The 24,394-nt window shown below is 69.2% G+C and carries 21 protein-coding genes; 17 read left to right on the top strand and 4 right to left on the bottom strand.

Going from position 1 to position 24,394, the window contains the following annotated elements; translation table 11 throughout:
• Nucleotides 1-90 precede the first annotated feature (90 nt).
• The 8 genes from IEX18_RS16785 (at nucleotide 91) to IEX18_RS16750 (ending at nucleotide 6,947) form a co-directional block, all read left to right on the top strand.
• A complete protein-coding gene (locus IEX18_RS16785; RefSeq protein WP_188660562.1) occupies nucleotides 91-1,005 on the top strand; it encodes an ATP-grasp domain-containing protein in 915 nt (304 codons plus the stop codon).
• Nucleotides 1,002-2,018 (top strand): LLM class flavin-dependent oxidoreductase, encoded by a 1,017-nt coding sequence (locus IEX18_RS16780; RefSeq protein WP_188660559.1) that lies wholly within the window; start codon nucleotides 1,002-1,004, stop codon nucleotides 2,016-2,018. The genes IEX18_RS16785 and IEX18_RS16780 overlap by 4 nt, the downstream gene beginning before the upstream one ends.
• The gene (locus tag IEX18_RS16775) at nucleotides 2,015-2,746 is read left to right on the top strand and encodes a methionine ABC transporter ATP-binding protein (protein ID WP_188660556.1); all 732 of its coding nucleotides are present in this window, start codon (nucleotides 2,015-2,017) and stop codon (nucleotides 2,744-2,746) included. The genes IEX18_RS16780 and IEX18_RS16775 overlap by 4 nt, the downstream gene beginning before the upstream one ends.
• Complete coding sequence (locus IEX18_RS16770; protein WP_188660544.1) at nucleotides 2,743-3,408, top strand: methionine ABC transporter permease; 666 nt, start codon at nucleotides 2,743-2,745, stop codon at nucleotides 3,406-3,408. The genes IEX18_RS16775 and IEX18_RS16770 overlap by 4 nt, the downstream gene beginning before the upstream one ends.
• Nucleotides 3,409-3,416: 8 nt before the next feature.
• Entirely contained in the window at nucleotides 3,417-4,214 is a 798-nt protein-coding gene (locus IEX18_RS16765) for a MetQ/NlpA family ABC transporter substrate-binding protein (protein ID WP_188660541.1), read from the top strand.
• 246 nt (nucleotides 4,215-4,460) lie between these two features.
• Nucleotides 4,461-5,699 carry a multidrug effflux MFS transporter gene (locus IEX18_RS16760; protein WP_373284592.1) on the top strand — a complete coding sequence of 413 codons (1,239 nt, stop codon included), beginning with the start codon at nucleotides 4,461-4,463 and terminating at the stop codon, nucleotides 5,697-5,699.
• Nucleotides 5,700-5,745: 46 nt separating this feature from the next.
• Nucleotides 5,746-6,009 (top strand): hypothetical protein, encoded by a 264-nt coding sequence (locus IEX18_RS16755; protein WP_188660538.1) that lies wholly within the window; start codon nucleotides 5,746-5,748, stop codon nucleotides 6,007-6,009.
• Nucleotides 6,006-6,947 carry an alpha/beta hydrolase gene (locus IEX18_RS16750; RefSeq protein WP_188660535.1) on the top strand — a complete coding sequence of 314 codons (942 nt, stop codon included), beginning with the start codon at nucleotides 6,006-6,008 and terminating at the stop codon, nucleotides 6,945-6,947. Before IEX18_RS16755 ends, IEX18_RS16750 begins: the two co-directional genes overlap by 4 nt.
• Nucleotides 6,948-6,975: 28 nt before the next feature.
• Here the strand turns inward: IEX18_RS16750 and IEX18_RS16745 are convergent, their stop codons facing one another.
• From IEX18_RS16745 to IEX18_RS16735, 3 genes are read right to left on the bottom strand one after another with little or no spacing between them, the layout of a single operon-like run.
• Nucleotides 6,976-7,953 (bottom strand): family 43 glycosylhydrolase, encoded by a 978-nt coding sequence (locus tag IEX18_RS16745; protein ID WP_188660533.1) that lies wholly within the window; start codon nucleotides 7,951-7,953, stop codon nucleotides 6,976-6,978.
• Nucleotides 7,950-8,492 (bottom strand): hypothetical protein, encoded by a 543-nt coding sequence (locus tag IEX18_RS16740; RefSeq protein ID WP_188660528.1) that lies wholly within the window; start codon nucleotides 8,490-8,492, stop codon nucleotides 7,950-7,952. Before IEX18_RS16740 ends, IEX18_RS16745 begins: the two co-directional genes overlap by 4 nt.
• A 15-nt stretch (nucleotides 8,493-8,507) precedes the next feature.
• Complete coding sequence (locus tag IEX18_RS16735; protein ID WP_188660526.1) at nucleotides 8,508-11,291, bottom strand: TonB-dependent receptor; 2,784 nt, start codon at nucleotides 11,289-11,291, stop codon at nucleotides 8,508-8,510.
• A 271-nt stretch (nucleotides 11,292-11,562) separates the two neighbouring features.
• Here IEX18_RS16735 and IEX18_RS16730 point away from each other — a divergent pair, with 271 nt between their 5' ends.
• From IEX18_RS16730 to IEX18_RS16715, 4 genes are all read left to right on the top strand, one after another.
• On the top strand, nucleotides 11,563-12,699 hold the full coding sequence (locus IEX18_RS16730; RefSeq protein WP_188660836.1) for a cellulase family glycosylhydrolase: 1,137 nt from the start codon (nucleotides 11,563-11,565) through the stop codon (nucleotides 12,697-12,699).
• Between the two features lie 238 nt (nucleotides 12,700-12,937).
• Nucleotides 12,938-13,981 (top strand): arabinan endo-1,5-alpha-L-arabinosidase, encoded by a 1,044-nt coding sequence (locus IEX18_RS16725; protein WP_188660523.1) that lies wholly within the window; start codon nucleotides 12,938-12,940, stop codon nucleotides 13,979-13,981.
• Between the two features lie 108 nt (nucleotides 13,982-14,089).
• Nucleotides 14,090-15,394 (top strand): Hsp70 family protein, encoded by a 1,305-nt coding sequence (locus IEX18_RS16720; RefSeq protein WP_229664668.1) that lies wholly within the window; start codon nucleotides 14,090-14,092, stop codon nucleotides 15,392-15,394.
• Nucleotides 15,395-15,447: 53 nt separating this feature from the next.
• Nucleotides 15,448-16,662, top strand: a complete 1,215-nt coding sequence (locus IEX18_RS16715) for an FAD-dependent oxidoreductase (protein ID WP_188660517.1) — start codon at nucleotides 15,448-15,450, stop codon at nucleotides 16,660-16,662.
• Nucleotides 16,663-17,049: 387 nt separating this feature from the next.
• Here the strand turns inward: IEX18_RS16715 and IEX18_RS16710 are convergent, their stop codons facing one another.
• Nucleotides 17,050-19,302 (bottom strand): M3 family metallopeptidase, encoded by a 2,253-nt coding sequence (locus IEX18_RS16710; RefSeq protein WP_188660514.1) that lies wholly within the window; start codon nucleotides 19,300-19,302, stop codon nucleotides 17,050-17,052.
• A 137-nt stretch (nucleotides 19,303-19,439) separates the two neighbouring features.
• Between IEX18_RS16710 and IEX18_RS16705 the strand changes: the two genes are divergently transcribed.
• The 5 genes from IEX18_RS16705 (at nucleotide 19,440) to IEX18_RS16685 (ending at nucleotide 24,394) form a co-directional block, all read left to right on the top strand.
• Nucleotides 19,440-19,646, top strand: a complete 207-nt coding sequence (locus tag IEX18_RS16705; protein ID WP_188660511.1) for a hypothetical protein — start codon at nucleotides 19,440-19,442, stop codon at nucleotides 19,644-19,646.
• Nucleotides 19,647-19,681: 35 nt separating this feature from the next.
• Nucleotides 19,682-20,455 (top strand): SDR family oxidoreductase, encoded by a 774-nt coding sequence (locus IEX18_RS16700; protein ID WP_188660508.1) that lies wholly within the window; start codon nucleotides 19,682-19,684, stop codon nucleotides 20,453-20,455.
• A 107-nt stretch (nucleotides 20,456-20,562) separates the two neighbouring features.
• The gene (locus IEX18_RS16695) at nucleotides 20,563-21,069 is read left to right on the top strand and encodes a 2Fe-2S iron-sulfur cluster-binding protein (RefSeq protein ID WP_188660504.1); all 507 of its coding nucleotides are present in this window, start codon (nucleotides 20,563-20,565) and stop codon (nucleotides 21,067-21,069) included.
• Nucleotides 21,066-22,055, top strand: a complete 990-nt coding sequence (locus IEX18_RS16690) for an FAD binding domain-containing protein (protein ID WP_188660501.1) — start codon at nucleotides 21,066-21,068, stop codon at nucleotides 22,053-22,055. Before IEX18_RS16695 ends, IEX18_RS16690 begins: the two co-directional genes overlap by 4 nt.
• Nucleotides 22,052-24,394 carry a xanthine dehydrogenase family protein molybdopterin-binding subunit gene (locus tag IEX18_RS16685; RefSeq protein WP_188660498.1) on the top strand — a complete coding sequence of 781 codons (2,343 nt, stop codon included), beginning with the start codon at nucleotides 22,052-22,054 and terminating at the stop codon, nucleotides 24,392-24,394. The genes IEX18_RS16690 and IEX18_RS16685 overlap by 4 nt, the downstream gene beginning before the upstream one ends.

Genomic DNA, 24,394 nt, shown 5'->3' with positions numbered 1-24,394 from the left:
GCTCAAGCTTGGCTAACCGTCTGGCAAGCCGATCTGTGTCCCGTCGCAGGCGCACAGCGGTTAGCCTTAACCGCTCATTCCAGGACCCGCATGACCGACCTCGCCATCCTCTACGAACATCCGCAATGGTTCCGGCAGCTGTTTGCCGCACTCGACCGCGCGGACATTGCCTATCGGGCGATCCATGCCGACGGGCTCGCCTTCGATCCCGCCGGCAATGCGCCGCCTGCGCCCTTGGTGTTCAACCGCATCGCCATGTCGAGCTTCCTGCGCGCGCCGGACCATCCGATCTTCTTCGCATCGTCCGCCCTGGCGCACTGGCAGGCGCGTGGCGCGCGGGTGCTCAACGGACCTGCGGCACTGGCGATCGATGCGTCCAAGGCGCGTCAGCTGTCGCTGATCGCCGGGCTGGGCCTTGCCATCCCGGCGACCCGCGTGGCGCATCGTGCGGCGGATCTGCCCGCCGCCGCGGCCGACCTGCGCTTTCCGGTGGTGATCAAGGCGAATATCGGCGGCTCGGGCGCGGGCATCGTCCGCTATGATTCCGCCGAGGAGCTGGCAGCGGCGGCGGCGGCAGGCACCGTGCCCGACAGTATCGACCGGGTGCTGATGGTGCAGGAATATGTGCCCGCGCGCGGCGGCACGATCACCCGGATCGAGACGCTGGCCGGCCGCTTCCTCTACGCCATCGCGGTCGACGGCGGCGGCAGCTTCGATCTGTGCCCCGCCGATGCCTGCGCGCTGCCGGGCCGCCCCGCCATCACCATGACGCGGGTCGATCCCGATCCGGCGCTCATCGCCGCCGCCGAAGCCATCGTCGCCGCGGCGGGGATCGATGTCGGCGGAGTGGAAGTGCTGATCGACGATCGCGACGGCACGCCCCGTTTCTACGACATCAACGCGCTGTCGAACTTCGTCGCCAGCCCGCTCGACATATTGGGCTGGGATCCGCACGACCGGCTGGTCGATTGGCTGGCCGGACAGATTGCGGAGACGAAGCGGTGAGATACGGGTTCTGGATGCCGGTGTTCGGCGGCTGGCTGCGCAACGTGCCCGACGAGGGGATGGAGGCGAGCTGGGACTATGCGAAGCGCCTGACGCTGGCGGCGGAGCGCTGGGGCTATGACCTGACGCTGATCGCCGAGCTGAATCTCAACGACATCAAGGGCGTCGAACAGCCCGCGCTCGATGCCTGGTCGACCGCCGCGGCGCTGGCCGCGGTGACCGAGCGGATCGAGCTGATGGTCGCGGTGCGGCCGAACTTCCATCATCCGGCCCTGTTCGCCAAGGCCGCGGCCAATATCGACCGGATCGCCGGGGGCCGGCTGTCGCTCAACGTCGTGTCCAGCTGGTGGGCGGACGAGGCGCGGCAATACGGGCTGCAATTCGATCAGCACGACGATCGCTATGCGCGCACCGGCGAATGGCTGACCGTGGTCGAGGGGCTGTGGACGGAGGAGCGGTTCAGCTTCGACGGCCGCTTCTACCGTACCGAGGAGGCGATCTGCGCGCCCAAGCCGGCGGCGAAGCCGGTCGTCTATGCCGGCGGCGAGAGCGAGGCGGCGAAGACGATGATCGCGACCCAGTGCGACGCCTATGTCATGCACGGCGACCCGGTCGGGGCGATCGCGCCCAAGATCGCCGACATGCGCGCACGGCGCGACGCCGCGGGCGGTGCGCCGATGCAGTTCGGCATGGCCGCCTATGCCATCGTGCGCGACAGCGAGGCGGAGGCGCGGCGCGAGCTGGAGCGGATAACCACGGTGTCCGAACTGCCCGCCGGATACGCCAATTTCGACCAGTGGCTGTCGGGCACCCAGCTCGAGCGCGAGCTGAAGGTGCAGGAATATTCCGTGTCCAATCGCGGCCTGCGGCCCAATCTGGTCGGCACGCCCGAGCAGTTGAAGCAGCGCATCGCCGATTACGAGGGCGCGGGCCTCGACCTGCTCCTCCTTCAGTTGAGCCCGCAGGCGGAGGAGATGGAGCGGTTCGCGGCGCAGGTGATGGGCACCGCATGATCGCGCTCGACCAGGTGTCGAAGCGCTTCCCGGACGGCACGCTCGCGCTGGACGAGATCACGCTCGAGGTTCCGCGCGGGTCGGTGTTCGGGATCATCGGCCGCTCGGGCGCGGGCAAGTCGACGCTGTTGCGGTTGATCAACGGCCTGGAGCGGCCGAGCGCCGGCCGCGTGCAAGTCGACGGCACCGCGCTGGAGACGGCGCGCGAGCTGGAGGTGCGCGCGCTGCGGCGGCGGGTCGGCATGATCTTCCAGTCCTTCGGGCTGCTCGCCAACCGCACCGTCGCGGGCAACGTCGCGCTGCCGCTCGAACTGGCGGGCATGTCGCGACCGGAGCGGGCGGCGCGGGTCGCCGCGCTGCTCGACCGGGTCGGACTGGGCGACAAGGCGGACAGCTATCCGGCGCGCCTGTCGGGCGGGCAGCGCCAGCGGGTCGGCATCGCCCGCGCGCTGGCGACGCGGCCCGACATCTTGCTGTGCGACGAGGCGACGAGCGCGCTCGATCCCGAGACGACGCGCGCGGTGCTCGACCTGCTCGGCGCGCTCAACCGCGAATTGGGTCTGACGATCGTGCTGATCACCCACGAGATGTCGGTCGTGCGCGCGGTGTGCGACCGGGTCGCGGTGCTGGACCGGGGCCGGGTGGTGGAGAGCGGACCGGTCGACACGGTGTTCGGCGGCGAGGCGGGCCATGCCGCGACGCTCGCGCTGGTCGGAACCGGGGCATGAGCGGCTGGTTCGGCAATGTGGTGTGGAGCGACATCGCGATCGCGACCCGCGACACGCTGGTGATGCTCGGCGCCTCGCTGGCGCTCACCGTCGCGCTGGGGATTCCGCTCGGCGTGCTGCTGTTCCTGACCGATCGCGGCCAGCTGGCGGCGCGGCCCTGGCTCAACCGGACGGCGGGCGTGATCGTCAACATCTTGCGATCGGTGCCCTTCGTCATCCTGCTGATCGTGATGATCCCGCTGACGCTGGCGCTCGTCGGCACCTCGCTGGGCGTGGCGGGCGCGATCCCGCCGTTGGTCGTCGGCGCGGCCCCCTTCTACGCCCGCCTCGTCGAGCAGGCGCTGCGCGACGTGCCGCGCGCCACGATCGAGGCGGCGCAGGCGATGGGGGCGAGCCGCTGGCAGATCGTGACGCGCGCGCTGCTGCTCGAGGCGCTGCCGGGCCTCGTATCCGGCGCGACGGTGACCGCGGTCGCGCTCGTCTCCTTCACCGCCATGGCCGGCGTGGTCGGCGCCGGCGGCCTGGGCGACCTCGCCATCCGCTACGGTTATCAGCGGTTCCAGACCGACGTGATGCTGGTTACGGTCGCGCTGATGGTCGTACTCGTCCAGCTCATCCAGTTCGCCGGCGACCGCATCGCCCGCCGGCTCGACCATCGTTGAGGACCATCATGCCCCATCGCCGCCTGATCCTGTCGCTCGTCCCTGCCCTGCTGCTCGCCGGGTGCGGCGGCAAGGACGCCGGCGATCCGAACCGGCTGACCGTCGCCGCGACCGCGGTGCCGCATGCCGAGATCCTGGAACAGGCCAAGCCGCTGCTGGCCAAGGAGGGCGTCGCGCTCGAGGTCCGCGTCTTCAACGACTATGTCCAGCCCAACCTTCAGGTCGATCAGGGCCAGATCGACGTCAACTACTTCGAGACGAAGCCGTACCTCGATCAATTCAACAAGGAGCGCGGCACCAGGCTGGTGACCGTCGCCGGGATCCATGTCGAGCCGCTCGGCGCCTATTCGCGCAAGTGGAAGAGCCTTGCCGCGCTGCCCGCCGGGGCGAGCGTCGCGATCCCCAACGAGCCGAGCAATGGCGGGCGGGCGCTCCAGCTGTTGCAGAAGGCAGGGCTGATCCGGCTGAAGGATCCCGCCGACCCGCTCGCGACGCTGCGCGACATCGCAGCCAATCCCAAATCGCTGCGATTCCGCGAGCTCGAAGCGGCGACGCTGCCGCGGGTTTTGGGTGAGGTCGATCTGGCGCTGATCAACACCAACTATGCGCTCGACGCCAAGCTCAACCCGGTCCGCGATGCACTGGCGATCGAGGGCAAGGATTCGCCCTATGTCAATTTCGTCGTCGGTCGCCCGGGTGCACAGGACGACCCGCGCGTGAAGAAGCTGGTCGCGGCGCTACGCAGCCCGCAGACCCGCGCCTTCATCGAGCAGAAATATCAGGGCGCCGTGCTGCCCGCCTTCTGACGGCCGGCCTGGCTCCGGTGGATCGGGTAGTAGTGCTTGCCTAGATCACCCGCCTGGGGCCGCGCGTCATCCCGGACATGTTCCGGGATGACGCCGTGGCTTCCCCCAAAGGTCCCGCCTTCCCGGATCGGCGTCGAGTCTCTTTCACACGGATCGAAGCTCGGTCGCGGCGGCGGCCGGCACCCGGCGCTGATCGTCAAACTTTCTCCAATGGTCACCGAGGGATCGGCGACCTAGATGAGCGCGATGAGCGATCACCGACGCCCGGCCATGGGGACCGGCGAATTCATTGCCTTCATCGCCGCGCTGATGGCGGTCAACGCGCTGGGCGTCGACCTGATGCTGCCCGCGCTTGCCGATATCGGCCATCAGCTGGCGATCACCACGGCCAATCACCGACAGTGGATCATCACCGCCTATATGCTCGGCTTTGGGGCGGGCCAGCTGCTCTACGGGCCGCTCGCCGATCGCTATGGCCGTCGGCCGATCCTGCTGGCGACGCTGGTCGGCTTCGTCGGCGCGAGCATCTTCGCCGCCAGTTCGCAGACCTTCGCCGCGTTGCTCGGCGCGCGGATGTTGCAGGGGCTGATGTCGGCCTCCACCCGCGTGCTCGCGGTGGCGATCGTGCGCGACCGCTTTTCCGGGCGCCAGATGGCGCGCACCCTGTCGCTGGCGCAGATGATCTTCTTTCTCGTGCCGATCATGGCGCCAAGCCTTGGCCAGGTGCTGCTCGCCTTCGGGCCGTGGCGTTTCATCTTCTATGCGCTGGCGGGTTTCGCCGCCTTCGTCCTCGCTTGGTCGGCGCTGCGTCTGCGCGAGTCGCTGCCGGTCGAGCGGCGCTCGCCCCTCTCGCTGGCGGCGCTGGGCAGCGCCTATCGGCTGACGCTGACCAACCGCTTCTCCGCGGGCTATGCGCTGGCGGCGTCAATGACGTTCGGCGGAGTGATCGCCTTCGTCTCGTCCGCCCAGCAGATCTTCGTCGACGAGTTCCACGCGGGCGAGCGCTTCACGATCCTGTTCGCGCTGTGCGCCTTTTCGATGGGCTGCGCGTCCTTCGCCAACAGCCGGCTGGTCGAGCGGCTGGGGACGCGGCTGATCTCGCAGAGCGCGGTGCTGGGCCTCATCGCGCTGTCGATCCTGCACCTCGGCGTGATCGGACTGGGGCGGGAGTCGCTCGTCACCTATATGCTGTTCCAGGCGCTCAGCATGACCTGCATCGGCCTGTGCGGCTCGAATTTCGGCGCCATGGCGATGGAGCCGGTCGGCCATATCGCCGGCACCGCCTCGTCGATCCAGGGCTTCATCACCAGCGTCGGGGCGGTGATCGTCGGCTCCGCGATCGGCCAGGCCTATAACGGCACGACCTGGCCGCTGGCGATCGGCTATCTCGCGATCGGCATCGGCGTGCTGGCGGTGGTCCTCGTGATCGAGGGCGGCCGGCTGTTCCAGGCGCGCCATGCCGCCGATCCTGGCGCAAGAAGCTGATCCGAAAGGCCTTTGGCGGATCGCGGCGGCCCGGCTAGAACCGGGCATGGATTTCGACCAGCTGCTCGTCCACTTCTTCGGCACCGAGGATATCGGCGACCTCCCGCCGCAACAGCTCGCCGCGGGCATCGACAGGCTCCAGGTCCAGTTCGGGCTGGAGCGCGACAGCGGCCGGCGCTTCGCCTTGTGGTGCCTCGCCTATATGCTCGGCGTCGCGCCCGACCTGGAGGTCGCGTTCAAGGACGAGGCCGATCGCGAGGCGGCCCGCGACTTCATGGACGAGGTGGATCGCGACATGGAGGAGGAATGATGCGCGCCCTGCTCGTTGCGGCGTTGCTGGCGATCGTGACGCCGCCGGTCGCGGCGAAGCGCCCGGTCGCAGAGCCTGCGCCGCGCAAGGGCATGCTGCAAGGACCGTTCGAGCTTCACTCGCGCATCTATCCCGGCACCGTGCGGCGCTATTGGGTCTATGTGCCGGCCGGCTATGACCGGAACCGCCCGCCCAATCTGCTGCTGTTCCACGACGGACAACGCGCGATCAATCCGCGCGGGCCGTTGCAGCTGCCCGCGGTGCTGGACCGGCTGATCGCCGACGGCGCGATCCCGGTGACCCTGGGCGTGTTCGTCACGCCCGGCAATCGCTCCGCCCATTATCCCGAGACTCTCGGCCTCGACAATCCGGACCATCGCGTCGCGGAATATGACGCGCTGTCCGACGATTATGCGCGGATGACGCTGGACGAGCTGCTCCCCGCGGTGGCGCGCGGCTGGCGCTTCGCCGCCGAGCCCGCGCGGCGGGCGATCGGCGGCACGTCGAGCGGTGCGATCGCCGCCTGGACGGTGGCGTGGCGGCACCCGGAGGCGTTCGGCAACGTCCTCAGCTTCATCGGCAGCTATACCTCGATCGGACTGACCATCGGGCCCGACGGACTGCCGCGCACGCCGGGCGGCGACACCTATCCCGGGCTGATCCGCAAGAGCCCGATCCGCTCGCTGCGCATCTTCCTGCAGGACGGGACCGGCGATCTCGACAACGAGCATGGCAACTGGTTCCTCGCCAACCAGCAGATGCTCAAGAGCCTCGAATGGGCCAATGCCCATGCCGATGCCGAAGGGCGCGGCGGGCCGCGCTACGACATCGCCCATCGCTGGACCGGTGGCGGCCATTCGGACGCCGATGGCGGCGCGATCCTGCCCGACGTGCTGCGCTGGATCTGGCGCGATCAGCGCGCGGCGGAGACCCGCTGAGCCGGCGCCACGCGCTCCCGAACGCCGGTCAGCGCCGCCCGCCCAGCCGCGGGGCGGCCGCGCCGTCGGTCATCCTGATGGGGCGGATCGTCCCGTCCGGCGCGTAGCTGACGCGATCGATCGCGACCTGGCGCTCGCCCTTCAGCGGCGCAGTGCCGGCGGGCTGTTCCCAGCGGTGATAGACGATCAGCCACTGTCCATCGGGCGCACGCACGAAGCTGTGATGGCCCGGCCCCTGATGCCGCGCGTCGCTGGTCAGGATCGCGCCACGATAGCGCCACGGTCCGATCGGGCTCGGGGCGGTGGCATAATGGACCGAATAGTCGAGACCGTTCCACCGGCCATGGCTGTAGGAGAGATAATAGGTGCCGGCGCGCTCGTGCATGAAGGCGCCTTCGGTGAACTGCGGCGGCGTCTCGACCGGTACCTCGCGCAGGATTGAGACCATGTCGGGTGCGAGCTCCCAGACGCGCAGGGTCGCGCCCGCGCTGCCGCCCGCATAGAGGTAGCGCTTGCCCGAGCGCGCATCCACGAACACCATCGGGTCGATCGCCTCGAACCCCTTGCCGTCGCGCACCAGCTCGCCGGTGACGAGCGGCTTGCCGCTGTCGCGATAGGGACCCTCCGGCCGGTCGGCGACCGCCACGCCGATCCGGCTCGGGGTCGGGATCTGCGGGCCGACCGAATAGTAGAGATAGTATTTGCCGTTCGCGGTCGCGACGCCGGGCGCCCAGAGAAAGTGTTCCGGCGCGCCGTCATCCTTGATCCAGGGGATATCGTCGCGGCGGATCAGGACGCCGCGCGGACGCCATGTATCGAGGTCGCTCGACGAAAAGGCGCCGAACCGGTCCGCGCTCCAGCTGCCGCCGGGGCCGCCGGTGGGGAAGATCCACAAGTCCTTGCCGACGAAGATCGCCTGCGGGTCGGCGCCCTGGAAGACCGGGTTGCGGGCCCCGGCCGCGGTGGCGAGCGCGAGGGTGGCGGCGAGAAGGAGGCGGTATCTCATTGGGCCTGTCCGTAATCGAGGATGAAGACCGGGCCGAGATCGAGCACCTGCCTGGCCGCATCGATGTGAAGCGCGGCGTTGAGCGCGCCGGGGGCGTAATCCTGATCGGCGACACCCTTCAGCTGATACATCTTCCATTCCGGTCCGATCTCGAACGCCTGTTCGAAGATCGCCCGAACGACCGGCGTCGCTTCCAGCTGGACCCGGCCGATCCGCCCCGGCTTGCCGGCCTCGGTCCCGGTCGCGCGCGCCCAGAAGGCGATGACGATCGTATCGCCCTTGCGCACCGGCTTCAGCGTCGGGGTGATGACGCCGATCCGCCAGAAGTCGCTATGGCCGGACAGGGGGATGCGCAGCGCCTTGCCGAACTGGACGTCCTTGTCGGAGCGGACCTGCGGCGGCAGGTTGAGGCCATAGGGCGTCAGCGAGGCGACCCGCGGATCGTTGATGATGCGGTCGGCGGCCTGCGCCGTCACGGGGGAGGCCGTGACGGCGGGGACGACGAGGGCGAGGGCGGCGGCGAGAAGGCGGAGCGTCATCGTCGTCGCCTCCCGTCAGAACCGGAACCGGATGCCCAGCGAGTAGCTGCGCTCCAGGTACAGGATCTGGCGGGTATAGATGTCGCCCGTGTCATAGGGGCGATAGCGCTGCAGCGGATTGCCGAGCAGGTTCACGATATCGAAGGCGATCGTGATGTTCGGCACCGGCGTGACGCTGGTCGAGAAGTCGAGCTGGCCGCGACCCCGCTCGGTGATCGGGTGCGCGATCGGATCGAAGGCTTCCAGGCTGTAATAGTTCACGAACTTCGAGCGGTAGTTGTAGGCGAGCCGGGCCGAGAAGACCGGCCGTTCGTACAGCGCGATGAGGTTGTACGCCCAGCGCGAGACGCCGGGGAAGGGCTGCTGCTCGTTGTTGAGGGTCGCGGCGAAGTTGGGCTGAAGGTCGCCCTTGGCATCGATATAGGTGCCGTTCGCCTGCAGGCCGAAACCCTTGGCCCATTCAGGCAGCCCGTCGATGTCGAGGAAGCTGGTGAACTGCAGCTCCGCGCCCTGCAAGCGCGTGTTGCCGAGGTTGACCGGGCGCGCGATGCGCAGCCCCGCCGCCGACCGGTCGTCGACCGTCGCGAGGAAGCCGTTGGCATCGTGGCGGAAGACCGCCGCGGTGAACGACCCGGTGCGCGAGAAATACCATTCGAGGCTGGCGTCGTAATTGTCCGAGGTCAGCGAACGCAGGTTCGGATTGCCGGCCGAACCGCCGCGCCGCAGCCGCTCGACGCAATCGGCGGTCGACGGATTGGTCAGGCACGGGTCGCCGGGCGCGAGGATCGGCGGCTGGAACAGCGTGGTGTTCGGGCGCAGGTCGAAGAAATTGGGCCGGGTACGCGTCTGCGTATAGGCCAGGCGCAGCTGGAGCTTGTCGGTAAAGGCGACGCGGGCGCTGGCATTGGGCAGATAGTCGGTCTGCTCGTTCCGCGCCTCGATCGCGGGGAAGGTGACCGCCCCGCCCGTATCCTCGACGCGCGAGAAGCCGCTGATCCGCGTCTTGGTCTTGATGGCGCGCAGGCCGACCAGCCCGTCGATCACCGTGCTGCCGAGGTCGAAGCCGTATTTCACCTGACCATAGGCGGTGTAGGACTTTTCGTTGGCACGGAAATTGTCGGTCGGGTTGAAGGCCGGCAGGCCCGCCGGCGTGCCGAAGAACTGGCGCAGCGCGACCAGATTGTCGCGGATGCTGTCGCGGGTCAGCGCCGCATAGGCGCGGTTCCGGTTGGCGTCGTTATAGGCGAAGCCGGGCTGGCTCGTCCTGACCACCGCGCCGGGCAGCGAGGTGAGCGGGATGCCCGACCCCTCGTTGTTGACGTAGAAATTGCCGAAGTCGCGGTTCGCGTCGCGGTCCGAGTAGCGGATGCCGACCTGGATCCGCTTGAGGAAGCCCTCGTCGAAGTCATATTGCAGATCGGCGCGCGACTGCCAGTCCTTGCCGCCGACCTCCAGCAGTTCCTGGTACAGGCCGCGGCTGATGAAGTTGGCGGGATTGGTGATGTCGAAATTGACGAAGGTCTGGGTCGGGCCGCCGTCATGCGGCTCCTCGAACACGACGTCGCGCACCGGCGAGCTGGCAAAGGCATAGTCTACGTTGACGAGGTCGGCGCGATACTTGCTGTTGGTATAGGCGACGTCGGCCGAGATCTGCAGACGGTCCTTCTTCCACACCGCGCCGACGCCGCCCTGATAGGTGTCGGTCTTGCCGTTGAACGAGCCGGTATAACCGTCCGGGCGCACCGCACCCGTCACCGTCGCCGACAGGATCTGGTTGGTGTTGGGGATGGTCGTGACGTTCGACAGGCGGATGTCGCCGAAGATCGGCATGAACAGGTAGCGGTTATAGTCCTTCGACCGGAAGCCCTGGTAGAGGCCGTCGGCATAGATCTCCAGCTCCGGCGTCGGGCGCCACTGGAAGGCCGCATTGGCCGAGGGGCGATAGCGCGCGCCATAGCCGAGGAAGATGCCCTGCGCGTCGGGATAGCGCAGGCCCGGACCGGCCGCGGGCGCATTGGCGGCGGTGGTGGTCGCGATCACCAGCGACTGCTCGCGCGTGGAATCCAGGAAGTTGATGCCGACATAGGAGGCGTTGAGCAGCAGGCCCATCTCGCCGATGCCGGTCTGCCAGCGGTCGCTGATCAGGAGGTTGCCGTTGGGCGCGATGTTTTTCGACTGTTGCGACAGCACCGCGTTGAGCGAGCCGGACAATTCGAAGCCGTTGAAGTCGAACGGCTTGCGGCCGCGCACGTTGATCGATCCGGCGATGCCGCCCTCGATCATGTTGGCGAGGCCCGATTTGTAGACCTCCAGCGCCGCGACGGTGCCGGCGGGGAAGTCCTGGATCTGCACGTAGCGCCCTTCGGCGGTGAAGATCTGGCGCCCGTTATAGGTGGTGGTGAGATCGGGCAGGCCGCGCACGGTCACGCCCGCCGCTTCGCCGCCGCCACGCGTCACGGCGACACCCGCGACGCGCTGGAGCGCGGACGAGGCGAAGGTGTCGGGAAGCTTGCCGATATCCTGCGCGACGACCGCGTCGACGATCCCGTCCGAGGTACGCTTGATCGCCTGGGCCGATTCGAGGCTGCGGCGCAGGCCGGTGACGACGATCTCGCTGCCGTCTTCGGCCGGCGCGTTCTGCACCGCATCCGCGGGCGCGGTCGGGCTGACGCTCTGGTCCGATGCGACCTCCGGCTTCGGTGATTCCTGCGCCACCCCCGCCTGCGCATGGGCCGGCGCGGTGGCGATCAGCGCGAACGCCGCAACCGATGCATAGAGCATTCCCTTAGCCTGAATCATGGCTCCCCTCTCCTGTTTCTACTACCGATTTTTCGCAACTCTGAGCCTCCGCTACGCCCGAGCGCGCGCTTCAGCAAGAATATTTGTTAGAGTTATCGCGCGGTTATGTTGCTGTTCCAGCGGGTTGTGGTAGAAAAGTCGCACATGACCCGCCGAACCCCCTCCCCGGGGTGCGACACGGACGGGGCACGACATGGGAGACGATGTGGTCAGGGCATATCTATTGCGGGCGACCCGCCCGGGCGGCCGCGTTGCGGCACTGGCGGCGGGCATGGCGGCGCTGCTGGCGGCCTCGGCGGCCGATGCACGGCCGCGCTGGACCGAGGCGCAGGCCAAGGCCTGGTATGCCGGCCAGCCCTGGCTGATCGGCGCCAACTACACCCCGGCAAGCGCGATCAACCAGCTGGAGATGTGGCAGGCCGAGACCTGGGATCCGAAGCGGATCGATTACGAGCTGGGCCTGGCGCAGGGCATCGGCATGAACACGATGCGCGTCTTCCTCCACGATCAGCTCTGGGTACAGGACGCCGAGGGCTTCAAGCGCCGCATCGACGAGTTCCTGACGATCGCGCAGCGCCACGGCATCAAGCCGCTCTTCGTGCTGTTCGACAGCTGCTGGGATCCCGATCCCAGGCTCGGGCCGCAGCACCCGCCGATCCCCGGCGTCCACAATTCGGGCTGGGTGCAGGGGCCGGGGCTGCCGGGCCTGCGCGACCGCAGCCGCTATCCCGCCTACAAGGCCTATGTGCAGGGCGTGATCGGCGCCTTCGCCAAGGATGATCGCGTGCTCGGCTGGGACCTGTGGAACGAGCCCGACAACGGCGCCGACCAGTATAAGGGCCAGGAGGGGAAGGAACCGCTGGTCCGCGCGCTGCTGGCGCAGGTGTTCGACTGGGCGCGCGACGCCGATCCCAGCCAGCCGGTCACCTCGGGCGTGTGGTGGCACGACGACTGGACGCCGACCGGCGGCAAGCTGACGCCGATGGAGAAGCTGCAGCTCGGCCAGTCGGACGTCATCACCTTCCACGACTATAGCTGGCCGGAGACGTTCGAGGCGCGGGTGCGGCAGCTGATGCCCTATGGCCGGCCGATCATCTGCACCGAATATATGGCGCGCGGCAACGGCTCGACCTTCGACGGGTCGTTGCCGATCGGCAAGCGGATGCAGGTCGGCATGATGAACTGGGGCTTCGTCGACGGAAAGACGCAGACCCGCCTGCCCTGGGACAGCTGGCAGAAACCCTATGTCCTGGCCGAACCGACCATCTGGTTCCACGAGGTGTTCCACAATGACGGCACCCCCTATCGCCGGGCCGAGACCGACCTGATCCGCCGCCTGAGCGCCGCGCCCAAGGGAGTGGTTCCGACGGCGGAGGTTGCGGCGCCGCCGGCGCGGCGGCGGCGCTAGGAGGGCGGGCGTCTCCGCGATGCCGGCTTCGTTCCGGCATCGACGGCGGCGCGCCGGGTCGTCCCGGAGGCGCAGCGCCGAGGGACCCCGAAGCGGAAAGCGGGTGACCGGGCCACCTACCCGCCTCGCTATCCGAGCGCACGTGCGTCGGAAATGCCACAGAAGGTAACGGTCACAGACGCATAATCGTGCCTATGTTTGGTCGGAGTATTAGCGCTAACATCATGGACCTTCAACGATGATAAGCATCCGGACATCGGCCCGTGCCGGTACTGCGCTGCTGCTCGCGATCGGAGCCCTGGCGGCCCGCGCGCAGGCGCCGGTCTCCGTGCCTGCGATGCAGGGCGACATCACCCCGGTCCACGATCCGGTCATCACGCGCGAACGCGGCCTCTGGCACGTCTTCTCGACCGGGCTCGGCGACGGCCCGCAGGGGCTGATCGCCCACCGCACCTCGCGCGATCTCGTCACCTGGCAGAAGGGGGCGGCACCCTTCGATCGCCTGCCCGACTGGGCCAGACGGGCGGTGCCGGGCGCGACCAATATCTGGGCGCCCGACATCCACTACGTCGACGGCCGCTACCGGCTCTACTATTCGGTCTCGACCTTCGGATCGAACCGGTCGGCGATCGGACTCGCCACGAGCCCGACGCTCGATCCCGATGCGCCGGGCTATGGCTGGCGCGACGAGGGGCTGGTGGTCGCCTCCGCGCCTCAGGACGATTTCAACGCCATCGATCCCGCCTTTCTCGCCGACGCCGATGGCCGGCAGTGGCTCGCCCTCGGCAGTTTCTGGACCGGTCTGAAGCTCTTCGCGCTCGATCCCGCGACCGGCAAGCTGCTCCGTCCCGGCGCGCCGCCGCGCGCGATCGCGCGGCGCCCCGTCCCGGCGGGCGCGCCCTCGATTGTCGAGGCGCCCTTCCTCTTCCGCCACGGTGGCTATTACTGGCTGCTCGCCTCCTACGATTATTGCTGCAAGGGGGTGAACAGCACCTACTATACCGTGATCGCACGGTCGCGCACGCCCGAGGGCCCCTATCTGGGCAAGGACGGCAGCACGATGCTCGCGGGCGGCGGCACCATCCTGCTGCGCGCCGATCTGCAGGAGAAGCAGCGCTTCCGCGGTCCGGGTCATGCCGGTCATTTCCGCGACGCCGACGGCACCGACTATCTGGTCTATCACGCCTATGACCGCGAACGGCGCGGTGCGCCGGTCCTGCGGATCGCGACGCTGCGCTGGGGCAGCGACGGCTGGCCGACCGCGCAGCCGGTTGTCGAGTAGGCGCCCTTCCCCGCCGCTGCGCCCTCTGCCATAGGGCGCGGCCCGCCGTCAGCCACCGTCAGCTCCAGTCGGGCCGCGGGGCCGGCGGCAGCGATGGGAGCGTCACGCGTGAACGACAGGGCAGCAGTCGCGGGCGCGCTCGGGCTCGATTTCGGCACCACCAACAGCGTGGTCGCCCTGGCCGGCGCACGGGGCAGGTCGGAGCTGGTGGAATTCGCCGGTGCGGCGGCGACCGGCGCGGTATTCCGCTCCGCCCTGTGCTTCTGGGAGGAGGAGCGCGCGTGGAACGGCGTCGCCTGCGAGGCCGGACCCTGGGCGATCGAGGAATATCTGCAATCGCCGGTCGACAGCCGCTTCGTCCAGTCGTTCAAGACCGTCGCGGCGAGCGCCAGCTTCGAGCGGGCGCTGATCTTCGGCAAACCCTACCGCTTCGAGGATTTCGGGCGGCTGTTCCTCCAGCGGCTGGTGGCGCATGCGGGCGGACGGCTCGATGCGCGGCCGGCGCGGGTGATCGTAGGCTGCCCGGTCGAATATGCCGGCGCGCGACCGGACCCCGCACTGGCCCGCCAGCGCTACGACCAGATGCTGCGCGAGTTCGGCACCGAGATCCACTATGTCTACGAGCCGCTCGGCGCCGCCTATAGCTATGCCGCCCGCCTGACCGAGCCGGCGACGGTGCTGGTGGCCGATTTCGGCGGCGGCACCACCGACTTCTCGATCGTGCGCGTGGCGGAGCCGGGGGCGGCACGGCGCTGCGTCCCCCTCGCCTCGTCGGGGATCGGGATCGCCGGCGACCGGTTCGACCGCCACATCCTCGACCGGCTGGTGCTGCCGCTGCTCGGCAAGGGCGGCCGCTACCGGTCGATGGGAAAGACGCTCGACATACCCGGGGGCTGGTTCACCGACTTCGCCGACTGGTCGCGGCTGGCGCTGATGCGCAACCGGCGGACGCTGGAGGAGCTGGGACGGCTGCAGCGCACCGCGCTCGATCCCGTACCCGTCGGGCGGATGATCGCGCTGATCGAGCATGAACAGGGCTTTCCCCTCTATGACGCGGTCGGCCGCGTGAAGCGGGCGCTGTCGGTCGACACTGCGGCGCAGTTCCGCTTCGAAGGGGGCGGCGTGACGATCGAGGCGGAGGTAAGCCGCGCCGACTTCGAGGCCTGGATCGCGCCGGATCTTCAGCGGATCGAAGGGGCGATGGACGCGGCGTTGAACCGGGCCGGCATCGTACCCGCGGCGGTCGACCGCGTCTTCCTGACCGGGGGCACGTCGCTGATCCCCGCGATCCGGGCCCTGTTCGACCGGCGCTTCGGCGCGGAGCGGATCGCGACCGGGGGCGAGCTGACCTCGATCGCGCACGGACTGGCACTGATCGGCGCGGAGCCCGATCTCGCCGCCTGGGCGGCGTGAGGCACCGCTGCGGGAGGGCTGACGCGCCGGCCAAAGCCGGGTAGGGCAGCGCCATGCAGCGGCTGGAGATCGCTATTGCGGGATGCGGCCCGGCCGGGCTGGCGGCGGCGCTGCTGCTCCACCGCGACGGGCATCGCGTCACGCTGTTCGACCGATTCGAGGCGCCGCGGCCGGTCGGATCGGGGCTGATGATCCAGCCCACCGGGCTCGCGGTGCTCGGCCAACTGGGCCTTGCGGAGGCGCTGCTCGACCATGGCGCCCGGATCGCGCGGCTGCATGGCGAGGCGGGGAGCAGCGGCCGGGTCGTACTGGCGGTGCGCTACGCGGCGCTCGGCAAGCGGGCGGGATTCGGCGTCGGCGTGCACCGCGCGACACTGTTCGCGCTGCTCCACGGCGCGGTGACGGGCGAACGGATCGCAATCGAGACGGGCTGCGCAGTCACCGGCAGCGCGTTGCTTGGCAATGGCCGGCGGCGCCTATTGCTGGACGGCGGGCGCAGCGAGGGGCCGTTCGATCTCGTCGTCGACGCGCTCGGCACCCGGACCCCGCTGGCCCCGCCCTGCGGTCGCGCACTCGCCTATGGCGCGCTCTGGGGCACGCTCGACTGGCCGGCGGATGGGGGCTTCGATCCCGCCGCGCTCGAGCAGCGCTATCGCCGCGCCAGCGTGATGGTCGGGGTGCTGCCGATCGGCCGGCCTCCGGGTGAAGAGCGGGCGCAGGCGGCGTTTTTCTGGTCGCTGCGCGCCGACCGGCTGGAGGCTTGGAAGGCAGCGGGACTGGCGGCGTGGAAGGCGGAGGTGCGCACTCTCTGGCCGGCGACCGAACCGCTGCTCGACCAGATCGAGTCGCCCGACCAGCTGACCTTCGCCCGCTACGCGCACCGCACCTTGCCACAGCCTGCCGAGCCGGGGTTGATCCATCTCGGCGACGCCTGGCATTCGGCGAGCCCGCAACTCGGCCAGGGCGCGAACATGGCGCTGCTCGACGCCTATGCGCTGGCGCTGGCGCTGCGGAAGGCGGCGGACGTACCGGCCGCGCTCGCCGGCACGATCGCGCGGCGACGCGGGCACGTCCGCCTCTACCAGGCGCTGACCGCGCTGTTCACCCCGGTCTACCAGTCCGACAGCCGCGCCCTGCCCTTCCTGCGCGATCGGCTGGTGGGGCCGCTGTCGAAGCTGTGGCCGGCGACGCTGATCCAGGCCGCGATGGTCAGCGGCACGATCGGCCATCCGCTCCGCCGCCTCGGCCTGGAGCCCTTGGGCGATTGACGGGAGGGCCCGGCCAGCTTCCGATCGACGCCGACGCTGGATGGCCTGGATCGATCCTAGACATCGATCCACCCCAACGTAATTGGCCGTCGTTCCGGCGGAGTCGATCCCTTGGCGGAAGCCGCGACGGTGCCCTCGTTTCCTCGTCATCCCGGACGTGTCCGGGATCCACCGTTCCGCGAGATCAACGCGTGGAGCGTTTGCGGTGCCGTGGATGCCGGAACAAGTCCGGCATGACGAACGGCCCCTCGCGAAGGCTGGGCTTTCCCGGTGACAGCCCGGGATCACTCCACCTCGTCCCGTTCGTGCTGCGGGCAGTCGAAGCAAAGCCGGACCGCAGGCCCTTCGACTGCGCTCAGGGTGAACGATGGGAGGCGGAAGCGATCCCTACCCCTTCGTCTTGCCCGCCGCCGGCTTGGCGGTGGGGGCCGTGGTGACGGGGCCGTCATTGACCGGCGTCGCGCCCGCATCCGGCGCGATGCGCGAGCCGTCCGCGTTCAGCCCCAAATCCTTCAGCAGCGGGCCGACCTGCGGGTCGGCGCCGTTGAAGGCGCGGAACATCGGCGCGTAATCCTCCGTATGGCCCTTGGACAGGATCATGTCGCGGAAGCGCTGGCCGTTCTCGCGGGTCATGCCGCCATGCTGCTCGAACCAGTTGAACGCGTTCGCGCTCAGCATCTTGGTCCAGCTATAGGCGTAATAGCCCGCCGAATAGCCATTGCCCCAGATGTGGAGGAAATAGGTCGAGCGATAACGCGGCGGCACGTCGGCGACGTCGAGCCCGGTGGCGGCCAGCGCCTTGGTCTCGAAGGCGTCGGCATTCTGCTTGCCGTCCGCCGCGGTCAGCGAGTGCCAGCTCATGTCCATCTCGGCCGCGGCGAGCGCCTCGCCGAAGGAATAGCCCGAGTTGAAGGTGCCGGCGCGCTTGATCTTGTCGACCAGCGCCTGCGGGATGACGCTGCCGTCCCTGTAGTTGACCGCATAGTGCGGCAGCACCTTGGGATCGAGCGCCCAATGCTCGTTGAACTGCGAGGGGAACTCCACGAAGTCGCGGGCGGTGTTGGTGCCCGAGACGCTCGGATAGGTCTGGTTCGCGAACAGGCCGTGCAGCGCATGGCCGAATTCGTGGAACATCGTCGTCACGTCGTCGAAGCTGATCAGCGCGGGCTGGCCGGCGGCCGGCTTGGTGAAGTTGGCGACGTTGTAGATGACCGGCTTCGTCCCGATCAGCTTCGACTGGTTGACGAAGTTCGACATCCAGGCGCCGCCGTTCTTGTTGTCGCGCTTCCAATAGTCGAAATACATCAGGCCGACGGGCGTGCCGTTCGCCTCGTCCACCTCATAGACCATGACGTCCGGCTGGTAGACGGGGATGTCGGTACGGCGCTTGAAGGTGAGGCCGTAGAGCTGGTTGGCGGCGTAGAAGACGCCGTCGTTCAGCACCTTGTTGATCTCGAAATAGGGCTTCAGCTCGTCCTGGTTGAGGTCGTACTTCGCCTTGCGCACCTGTTCGGAATAGAAATCCCAATCCCAGGGCTTGAGCGTGAATTCGCCGCCGGTCGCCTTGATCTGCGCCTGCAGTTCGGCCGCCTCGCGCCGCTGCTCCGCCGCCACCGGGGTGCCGAGCTGCTGCATGAAGCCGAGCGCGGTCTTCGGCGTCTTGGCCATCTGGTCCTGCAGCACGTAATCGGCCCAGGTCGGGAAGCCGAGCAGCTTGGCCTTCTGCGCGCGGAGCAGCGCGATCTGCGCGATCGTGTCGCGGGTATCGTTCGCGTCGCCCTTGGCGGCGCGGGTCCAGCTGGCGTTGAACAGCGCCTCGCGCGTCGCCCGATCGGTCAGGCTGGCGAGCGCCGGCTGCTGCGTCGTGTTCTGGAGGGTCAGGACATATTTGCCGGACAGGCCGCGCGCCTTGGCGGCAGCGGCCGCCGCGGCGATCTCGCCCTCGGACAGGCCGGCGAGCTTCGCCTTGTCGTCGACGACCAGCGCGCCCGCCTTCGCGGCGGCGAGCAGCTTCTGCTGGAACGCGGTCTCCAGCGTCGACAGCTGCGCATTGTACCGGCTCAGCGTCACCTTGTCGGCGGGCGAGAGCAGCGCACCGGCGCGGACCATGTTCTCGTAGGTGAGCGTGAGCACCTGCAGCTGCTCCGCCGTCAGGCCGAGCGACTGGCGCTGGTCGTAGAGCGTCTTAACGCGGGCGAAGAGCGCCGGGTCGAGATTGATCGCGTCCTGATGCGCCGCGAAGGCGGGGGCGAGATCGGCCTGGGTCTTTTGCAGCGTGTCGTCGGTATTGGCCCCGACCACGCCGTAAAAGGCCATGGCGGCGCGCTCGAGCAGGCGGCCGGAGCGCTCCATGGCCGCGATCGTGTTCTCGAACGTCGGGGCGCTGCGCGCACGGGTGATCGCGTTGATCTCCTGCCGCTGCGCCGCCATGCCGGCGCGAAGGGCGGGCGCATAATCGCTGCTCTTGATCCGGTCGAACGGCGGCGCCTGGAACGGCAGGGAGCTCGCCTGGGCGAAGGGATTGGTCGCGGGCAGCGCGGCCGTCGCCGGCGCGGGCGTCTTGGCGGGAGTCTTCGCGGTCTGGGCCAGGGCGGTGGTGGACATCAGCAGGATCGTGGCAGCGGTAACGAGCGGACGCATGGATGCTCCATCAAACGGTGTATGGCGCGCCTGATGCACCCGCGCGGCGGGCAGATCAATGGCTTCGCCATCTGACACGGTTCGAGTGAACCCGGCGCCGCCGGCTTCGTTTAGCCCGTGATTACGAGGAGTTGGACATGGCCAAGGACGAGGGTGAAGAGCCCGTACTCTATATTCCCGACAGCCCCAATGTCGGCGCAGCCGATCCCGACGGCGACCCGGACAACCCCAAACAGGCCGCCAAGGACCAGGCCCGCGCCGACGATCTCGCCGCCAAGGTGGCGATCGGCGACGAGCTATCGGCCTATGAGAAGGTGGCGGGACGCGGGGTCGCGTCGGAATAATCGTACACGGTAGCGATCGGGCACAGGACGGACGGATGAAGACGAGCGGCAACACCATTCTCATGACCGGCGGCGGCAGCGGCATCGGTGAGGCGCTGGCGCATCGCTTCCACGATCGCGGCGACACGGTGATCGTCGCCGGTCGCCGTCGCGAGGCGCTGGAGAAGGCGGCCGAGGGGCGCGAGCGGATCCATGTGGTGACGGTCGATGTCGAGGATGCCGCGGCGGTCGACGCATTCGCGCGGCAGGTCGTCGCCGACTTCCCGGCGCTCAACGTCCTGTTCAACAATGCCGGCATCATGAAGTATGAAGATCCGACTGCGCGGCGCGACCTCGCGGATGCGGAGGCGACGGTGGCGATCAACCTGCTCGGTCCGATCCGGCTGACCAACGCGCTGATCGACCATCTGGCGGCCCAGCCCGACGCCGCGGTCGTCAACGTCACCTCGGGCCTGGCCTATGTGCCGCTGGTGATGGCGCCGACCTATTCGGCGACCAAGGCAGCGATCCATTCCTATACGGCGTCGCTGCGCACGCTGCTCGCCGGCAAGGTCGAGGTGATCGAGCTGGCGCCCCCCGGCGTCCAGACCGACCTGACGCCGGGCCAGGCGAACCGGCCGGGCTATATGCCGCTCGACGCCTTCGCCGACGCGGTTGCCGCCCGCTTCGCGCAGGTGCCGACCCCGCCCGAGATCCTGGTCGACGAGGTGCTGTTCCTGCGCAACGCGGAGCGGGAGAACCGCTTCGACGAGACGCTGAAGACGCTGACCGAGCGCGCGGCGCAGCAGCGGCAGGCGGGTGGCGGCTGACCCGGCCACCCCCGGCTTAAGTATCTGACGATGCAATATAGCTGGACGGCGGCACCATGAGCTGATCTCTTCGTTACGGCGGAACAAGGATCGCCGGGGAGTCGCGCATGTCGCTCATCGTCAACGGGTTGGAGGTGCCGGCGCCCGCCGACGCCCGGGTGTCGCTGCTGGATCACCTGCGCGAGGGGATGCATCTCACCGGCACCAAGAAAGGCTGCAATCAGGGCGCCTGCGGCGCCTGTACCGTGCTGGTCGACGGCGAGCGGATCCTGTCCTGCCTGGCGCTGGCGGTGCAGTATGACGGTCGCCGGATCACCACGATCGAAGGGCTGGCGGACGGCGATGCGCTCCACCCGCTCCAGGCGGCGTTCATCGAGCATGACGGCTTTCAGTGCGGCTATTGCACGCCCGGCCAGATCTGCTCGGCGATCGGCATGGTCGCGGAGGCGAAGCGCGGCGTGCCGAGCCATATCAGTCCCGACCTGACCGCCGAGGTGCGGCTGAGCCGCGAGGAGATCCAGGAGCGGATGAGCGGCAATCTGTGTCGCTGCGGCGCCCATAACGGGATCATCGACGCGATCCGCGGCACCGTCGCGGCGGAGGTCGGCGCATGACCCCCTTCGACTATGCCCGTGCGACCGACCGGGCGGACGCGCTGCGCCAGGGCGCGGCGACGAACATCGCCTTTCTGGGCGGCGGCACCAATCTGGTCGATCTGATGCGGGAGCGGGTGGCGAGCCCGGCGCGGGTCATCGACGTCAGCCTGTTGCCCGGCGCGATTGAGGACAGCGAAGGCGGCGGGCTGATGATCGGGGCGGCGGTGCGCAACACCGCCCTCGCCGAGCATGCGGCGGTCCGCGCGCGGTATCCGATGCTGTCCCGCGCGATCCTGGCGGGCGCGTCCGCGCAGATCCGCAACATGGCGACGGTCGGCGGCAACCTGCTCCAGCGCACCCGCTGCACCTATTTCTACGACGTCGAGGGCTCGCGCTGCAACAAGCGCGCACCGGGGTCGGGCTGCGACGCGCGCGACGGCTTCAACCGCATCCATGCGGTGCTCGGCGCCTCTGAGGCATGCGTGGCGACCCATCCGTCCGACATGTGCGTCGCGCTCGCGGCGCTGGACGCGATCGTCCATGTCGAGGGCCCGGGCGGCGCGCGTACGCTGCCATTCGGCGAGCTCCATCGGCTGCCCGGCGACGCGCCCGACCGCGACACGGTGCTGGCGCCCGGCGAGCTGATCACCGCGGTCGAGCTGCCGCCGCTGCCGCTCGCCGCCCGCTCCACCTATCGCAAGGTGCGCGACCGGGCGAGCTACGCCTTCGCGCTCGTCTCGGTCGCGGCGGCGGTCGAGATGGACGGCGACCGCATCGCCGATCTGCGGATCGCCTTTGGCGGGGTGGCGCACAAGCCGTGGCGCGCGACCAGGGCAGAGGCAGCCTTGCGGGGCGCGACGGCGTCCGCACAGGCTTTTCGCGATGCCGCCGCGGCCGAGTTCGCCGACGCGCGGCCCTTGCGCGACAACGGGTTCAAGCCGGCGCTCGCGACGCGGACGCTGGCGGCGGTGTTGAGCGAACTGACGACGGGAGAGGCAGCATGAGCATCGTCGACACCGCGAAGCAGACCGCGCAGGGCCTGATGCAGGGCGCGCTCGAGAAGCTGGTGCCGCTCGCCCCCGACAGCTGGATCCCCGGCGGCGTTCCCGACCCCCTCATCGCACGCAAGCACGGGCTGATCGGCAGCCCGGTCTCGCGGCTCGACGGACGGCTCAAGGTCACGGGCGCCGCCCCCTTCGCCGCCGAATACCGGTTCGATAACATGGTCTATGCGGCGCTGACCTATGCCACGATCGCGCGCGGGCGGATCGCAGCGCTCGAAACGGCCGCGGCGGAGGCGGCGCCGGGCGTGGTGCTGGTGATGACCTACCGCAACGCACCCCGGATGGCGCCGCCCCCCGCCTTCGGCTCGTCGCCCGGCGGCGTGGGACCGGCCGACCTGCCGATCTTGCAGGACGACCGCATCCACTGGAACGGCCAGCCCATCGCCTGCGTGCTCGCCGAGACGCAGGAACAGGCCGATCATGCCGCGGCGCTGATCGCGATCACCTATGCCGAGGAGCCTTCGACCACTTCGCTGACTGGCGCCAAGGCGAACGGGATCGAGCAGGCACTGTTCATGGGCCAGAAGCTGCTCAACGAGATCGGCGATCCCGAGGGTGCGCTGGCCGCCGCGCCCTATCGCGTCGACCAGGTCTATCGCACCCCGCGCCACAGCCACAATCCGATCGAGCCGCACGCCGCGACGCTCGCCTGGATCGGCGACGAGCTGGTGATCCACGACGCCAGCCAGATGGTGTCGCAACAGGCGCAGACCATGGCCGACGTGTTCGGGCTGAAGGCCGAGCAGGTGCGCCTCACCTCCCCCTATGTCGGCGGCGGCTTCGGCAGCAAGGGCCTGTGGGACCATCAGGTGATCGCCGCCGCCGCGGCGAAGCTGTCCGGCCGGCCGGTGCGCATCGCCCTGTCGCGCGAGGGTGTCTACCGCACCGTCGGCGGGCGCACGCTGACCGAGCAGCGGGTGGCGATCGGCGCCGATGCGGACGGGCGTTTCCAGTCGCTGATCCATACCGGCCTGGCGGTGATGACCCCGCATAACGCGATGCCGGAGCCCTTCATCCTCGGCAGCCGCGCCACCTATGCCGCGCCCAACATCCTGCTGAAGGTGGAAGTGGCGCGGATGAACATGCTCGCCAACACCTTCATGCGCGCGCCGGGCGAGGCGGTGGGCACCTTTGCGCTCGAATCCGCGATCGACGAACTGGCGACCGAACTGGGCATCGACCCGGTCGAGCTGCGCATCCGCAACGAGCCCGACAAGGACCCGATCAGCGGCCTGCCCTTCTCGTCGCGGCATATCGTCGAGGCCTGGCGGCAGGGCGCGGCGCGGTTCGGCTGGGACTCGCGCGCCCCCGCCCCGGCCATGCGGCAGGAGGGCGAGTGGCGGATCGGCATGGGCTGCGCGACCGGCACCTACCCCTATTACCGCATGCCGGGCGCGGAGGCGCGGATCACCCTGACCCGCGACGGCGACGGCGTGCGCGCGCTGGTCGAGGTGGCGGCGGCGGAAATGGGGATGGGCACCTCGACCACCACCGCGATCGTCGCCGCCGAGCGGCTCGGCCTGCCGCTCGATTGGGTCGAGGTGGGCTATGGCGACTCCGCCATACCGGGCGCGATCATGGCGGGCGGATCGCAGCAGACCGCGGCGATCGGCGCGGCGGTGATCGCCGCGCAGGGCGCGCTGGTCGCCGAACTGCTCAAGCTCGCCGGCAACGACTCGCCGCTCGCCGGCCTGTCGGTGGACGAGGTCGGCTGCGACGCGGGCGGTCTGGCGAAACTGGACGAACCGGCGCGGCGCGAAAGCTATGCCTCGATCCTCGCCCGGGCGCAGCGCGACAGCGTCAGTGCGACCAGGCCGGGCTCCCCTCCACTCGAGCTGATGCACTGGTCGATGCATTCGCACAGCGCGCTGTTCTGCGAGGTGCGGGTCAATGCGGTGACCGGCGAAACACGGGTCAGCCGGTTCCTGGGGTCGTTCGACTGCGGTCGCATCCTCAACGCCAAGACCGCCGCCAGCCAGTTCCGCGGCGGCATCATCATGGGCCTGGGCATGGCGCTGATGGAGGAAACCCAGTTCGACGAGCGCAACGGGCGGATCATGAATCCCAGCCTCGCCGAATATCACGTTCCGGTGCATCTCGACGTGCCGGAGATCGACGTGATCTGGACCGACATCCCCGATCCCCACACCCCGATGGGCGCGCATGGCGTGGGCGAGATCGGCATCACCGGCGTCGCCGCCGCGGTCGCCAACGCGATCTACAACGCGACCGGTACGCGGGTGCGCGACCTGCCGATCACGCTCGACCGGTTGCTGTAG

The sequence above is a fragment of the Sphingomonas metalli genome, from assembly GCF_014641735.1.
Classification (GTDB): Bacteria; Pseudomonadota; Alphaproteobacteria; order Sphingomonadales; family Sphingomonadaceae; genus Sphingomonas; species Sphingomonas metalli.
Note: the sequence above shows the minus strand (reverse complement) of the source record. Positions and strands in the feature narration are given on the sequence as shown.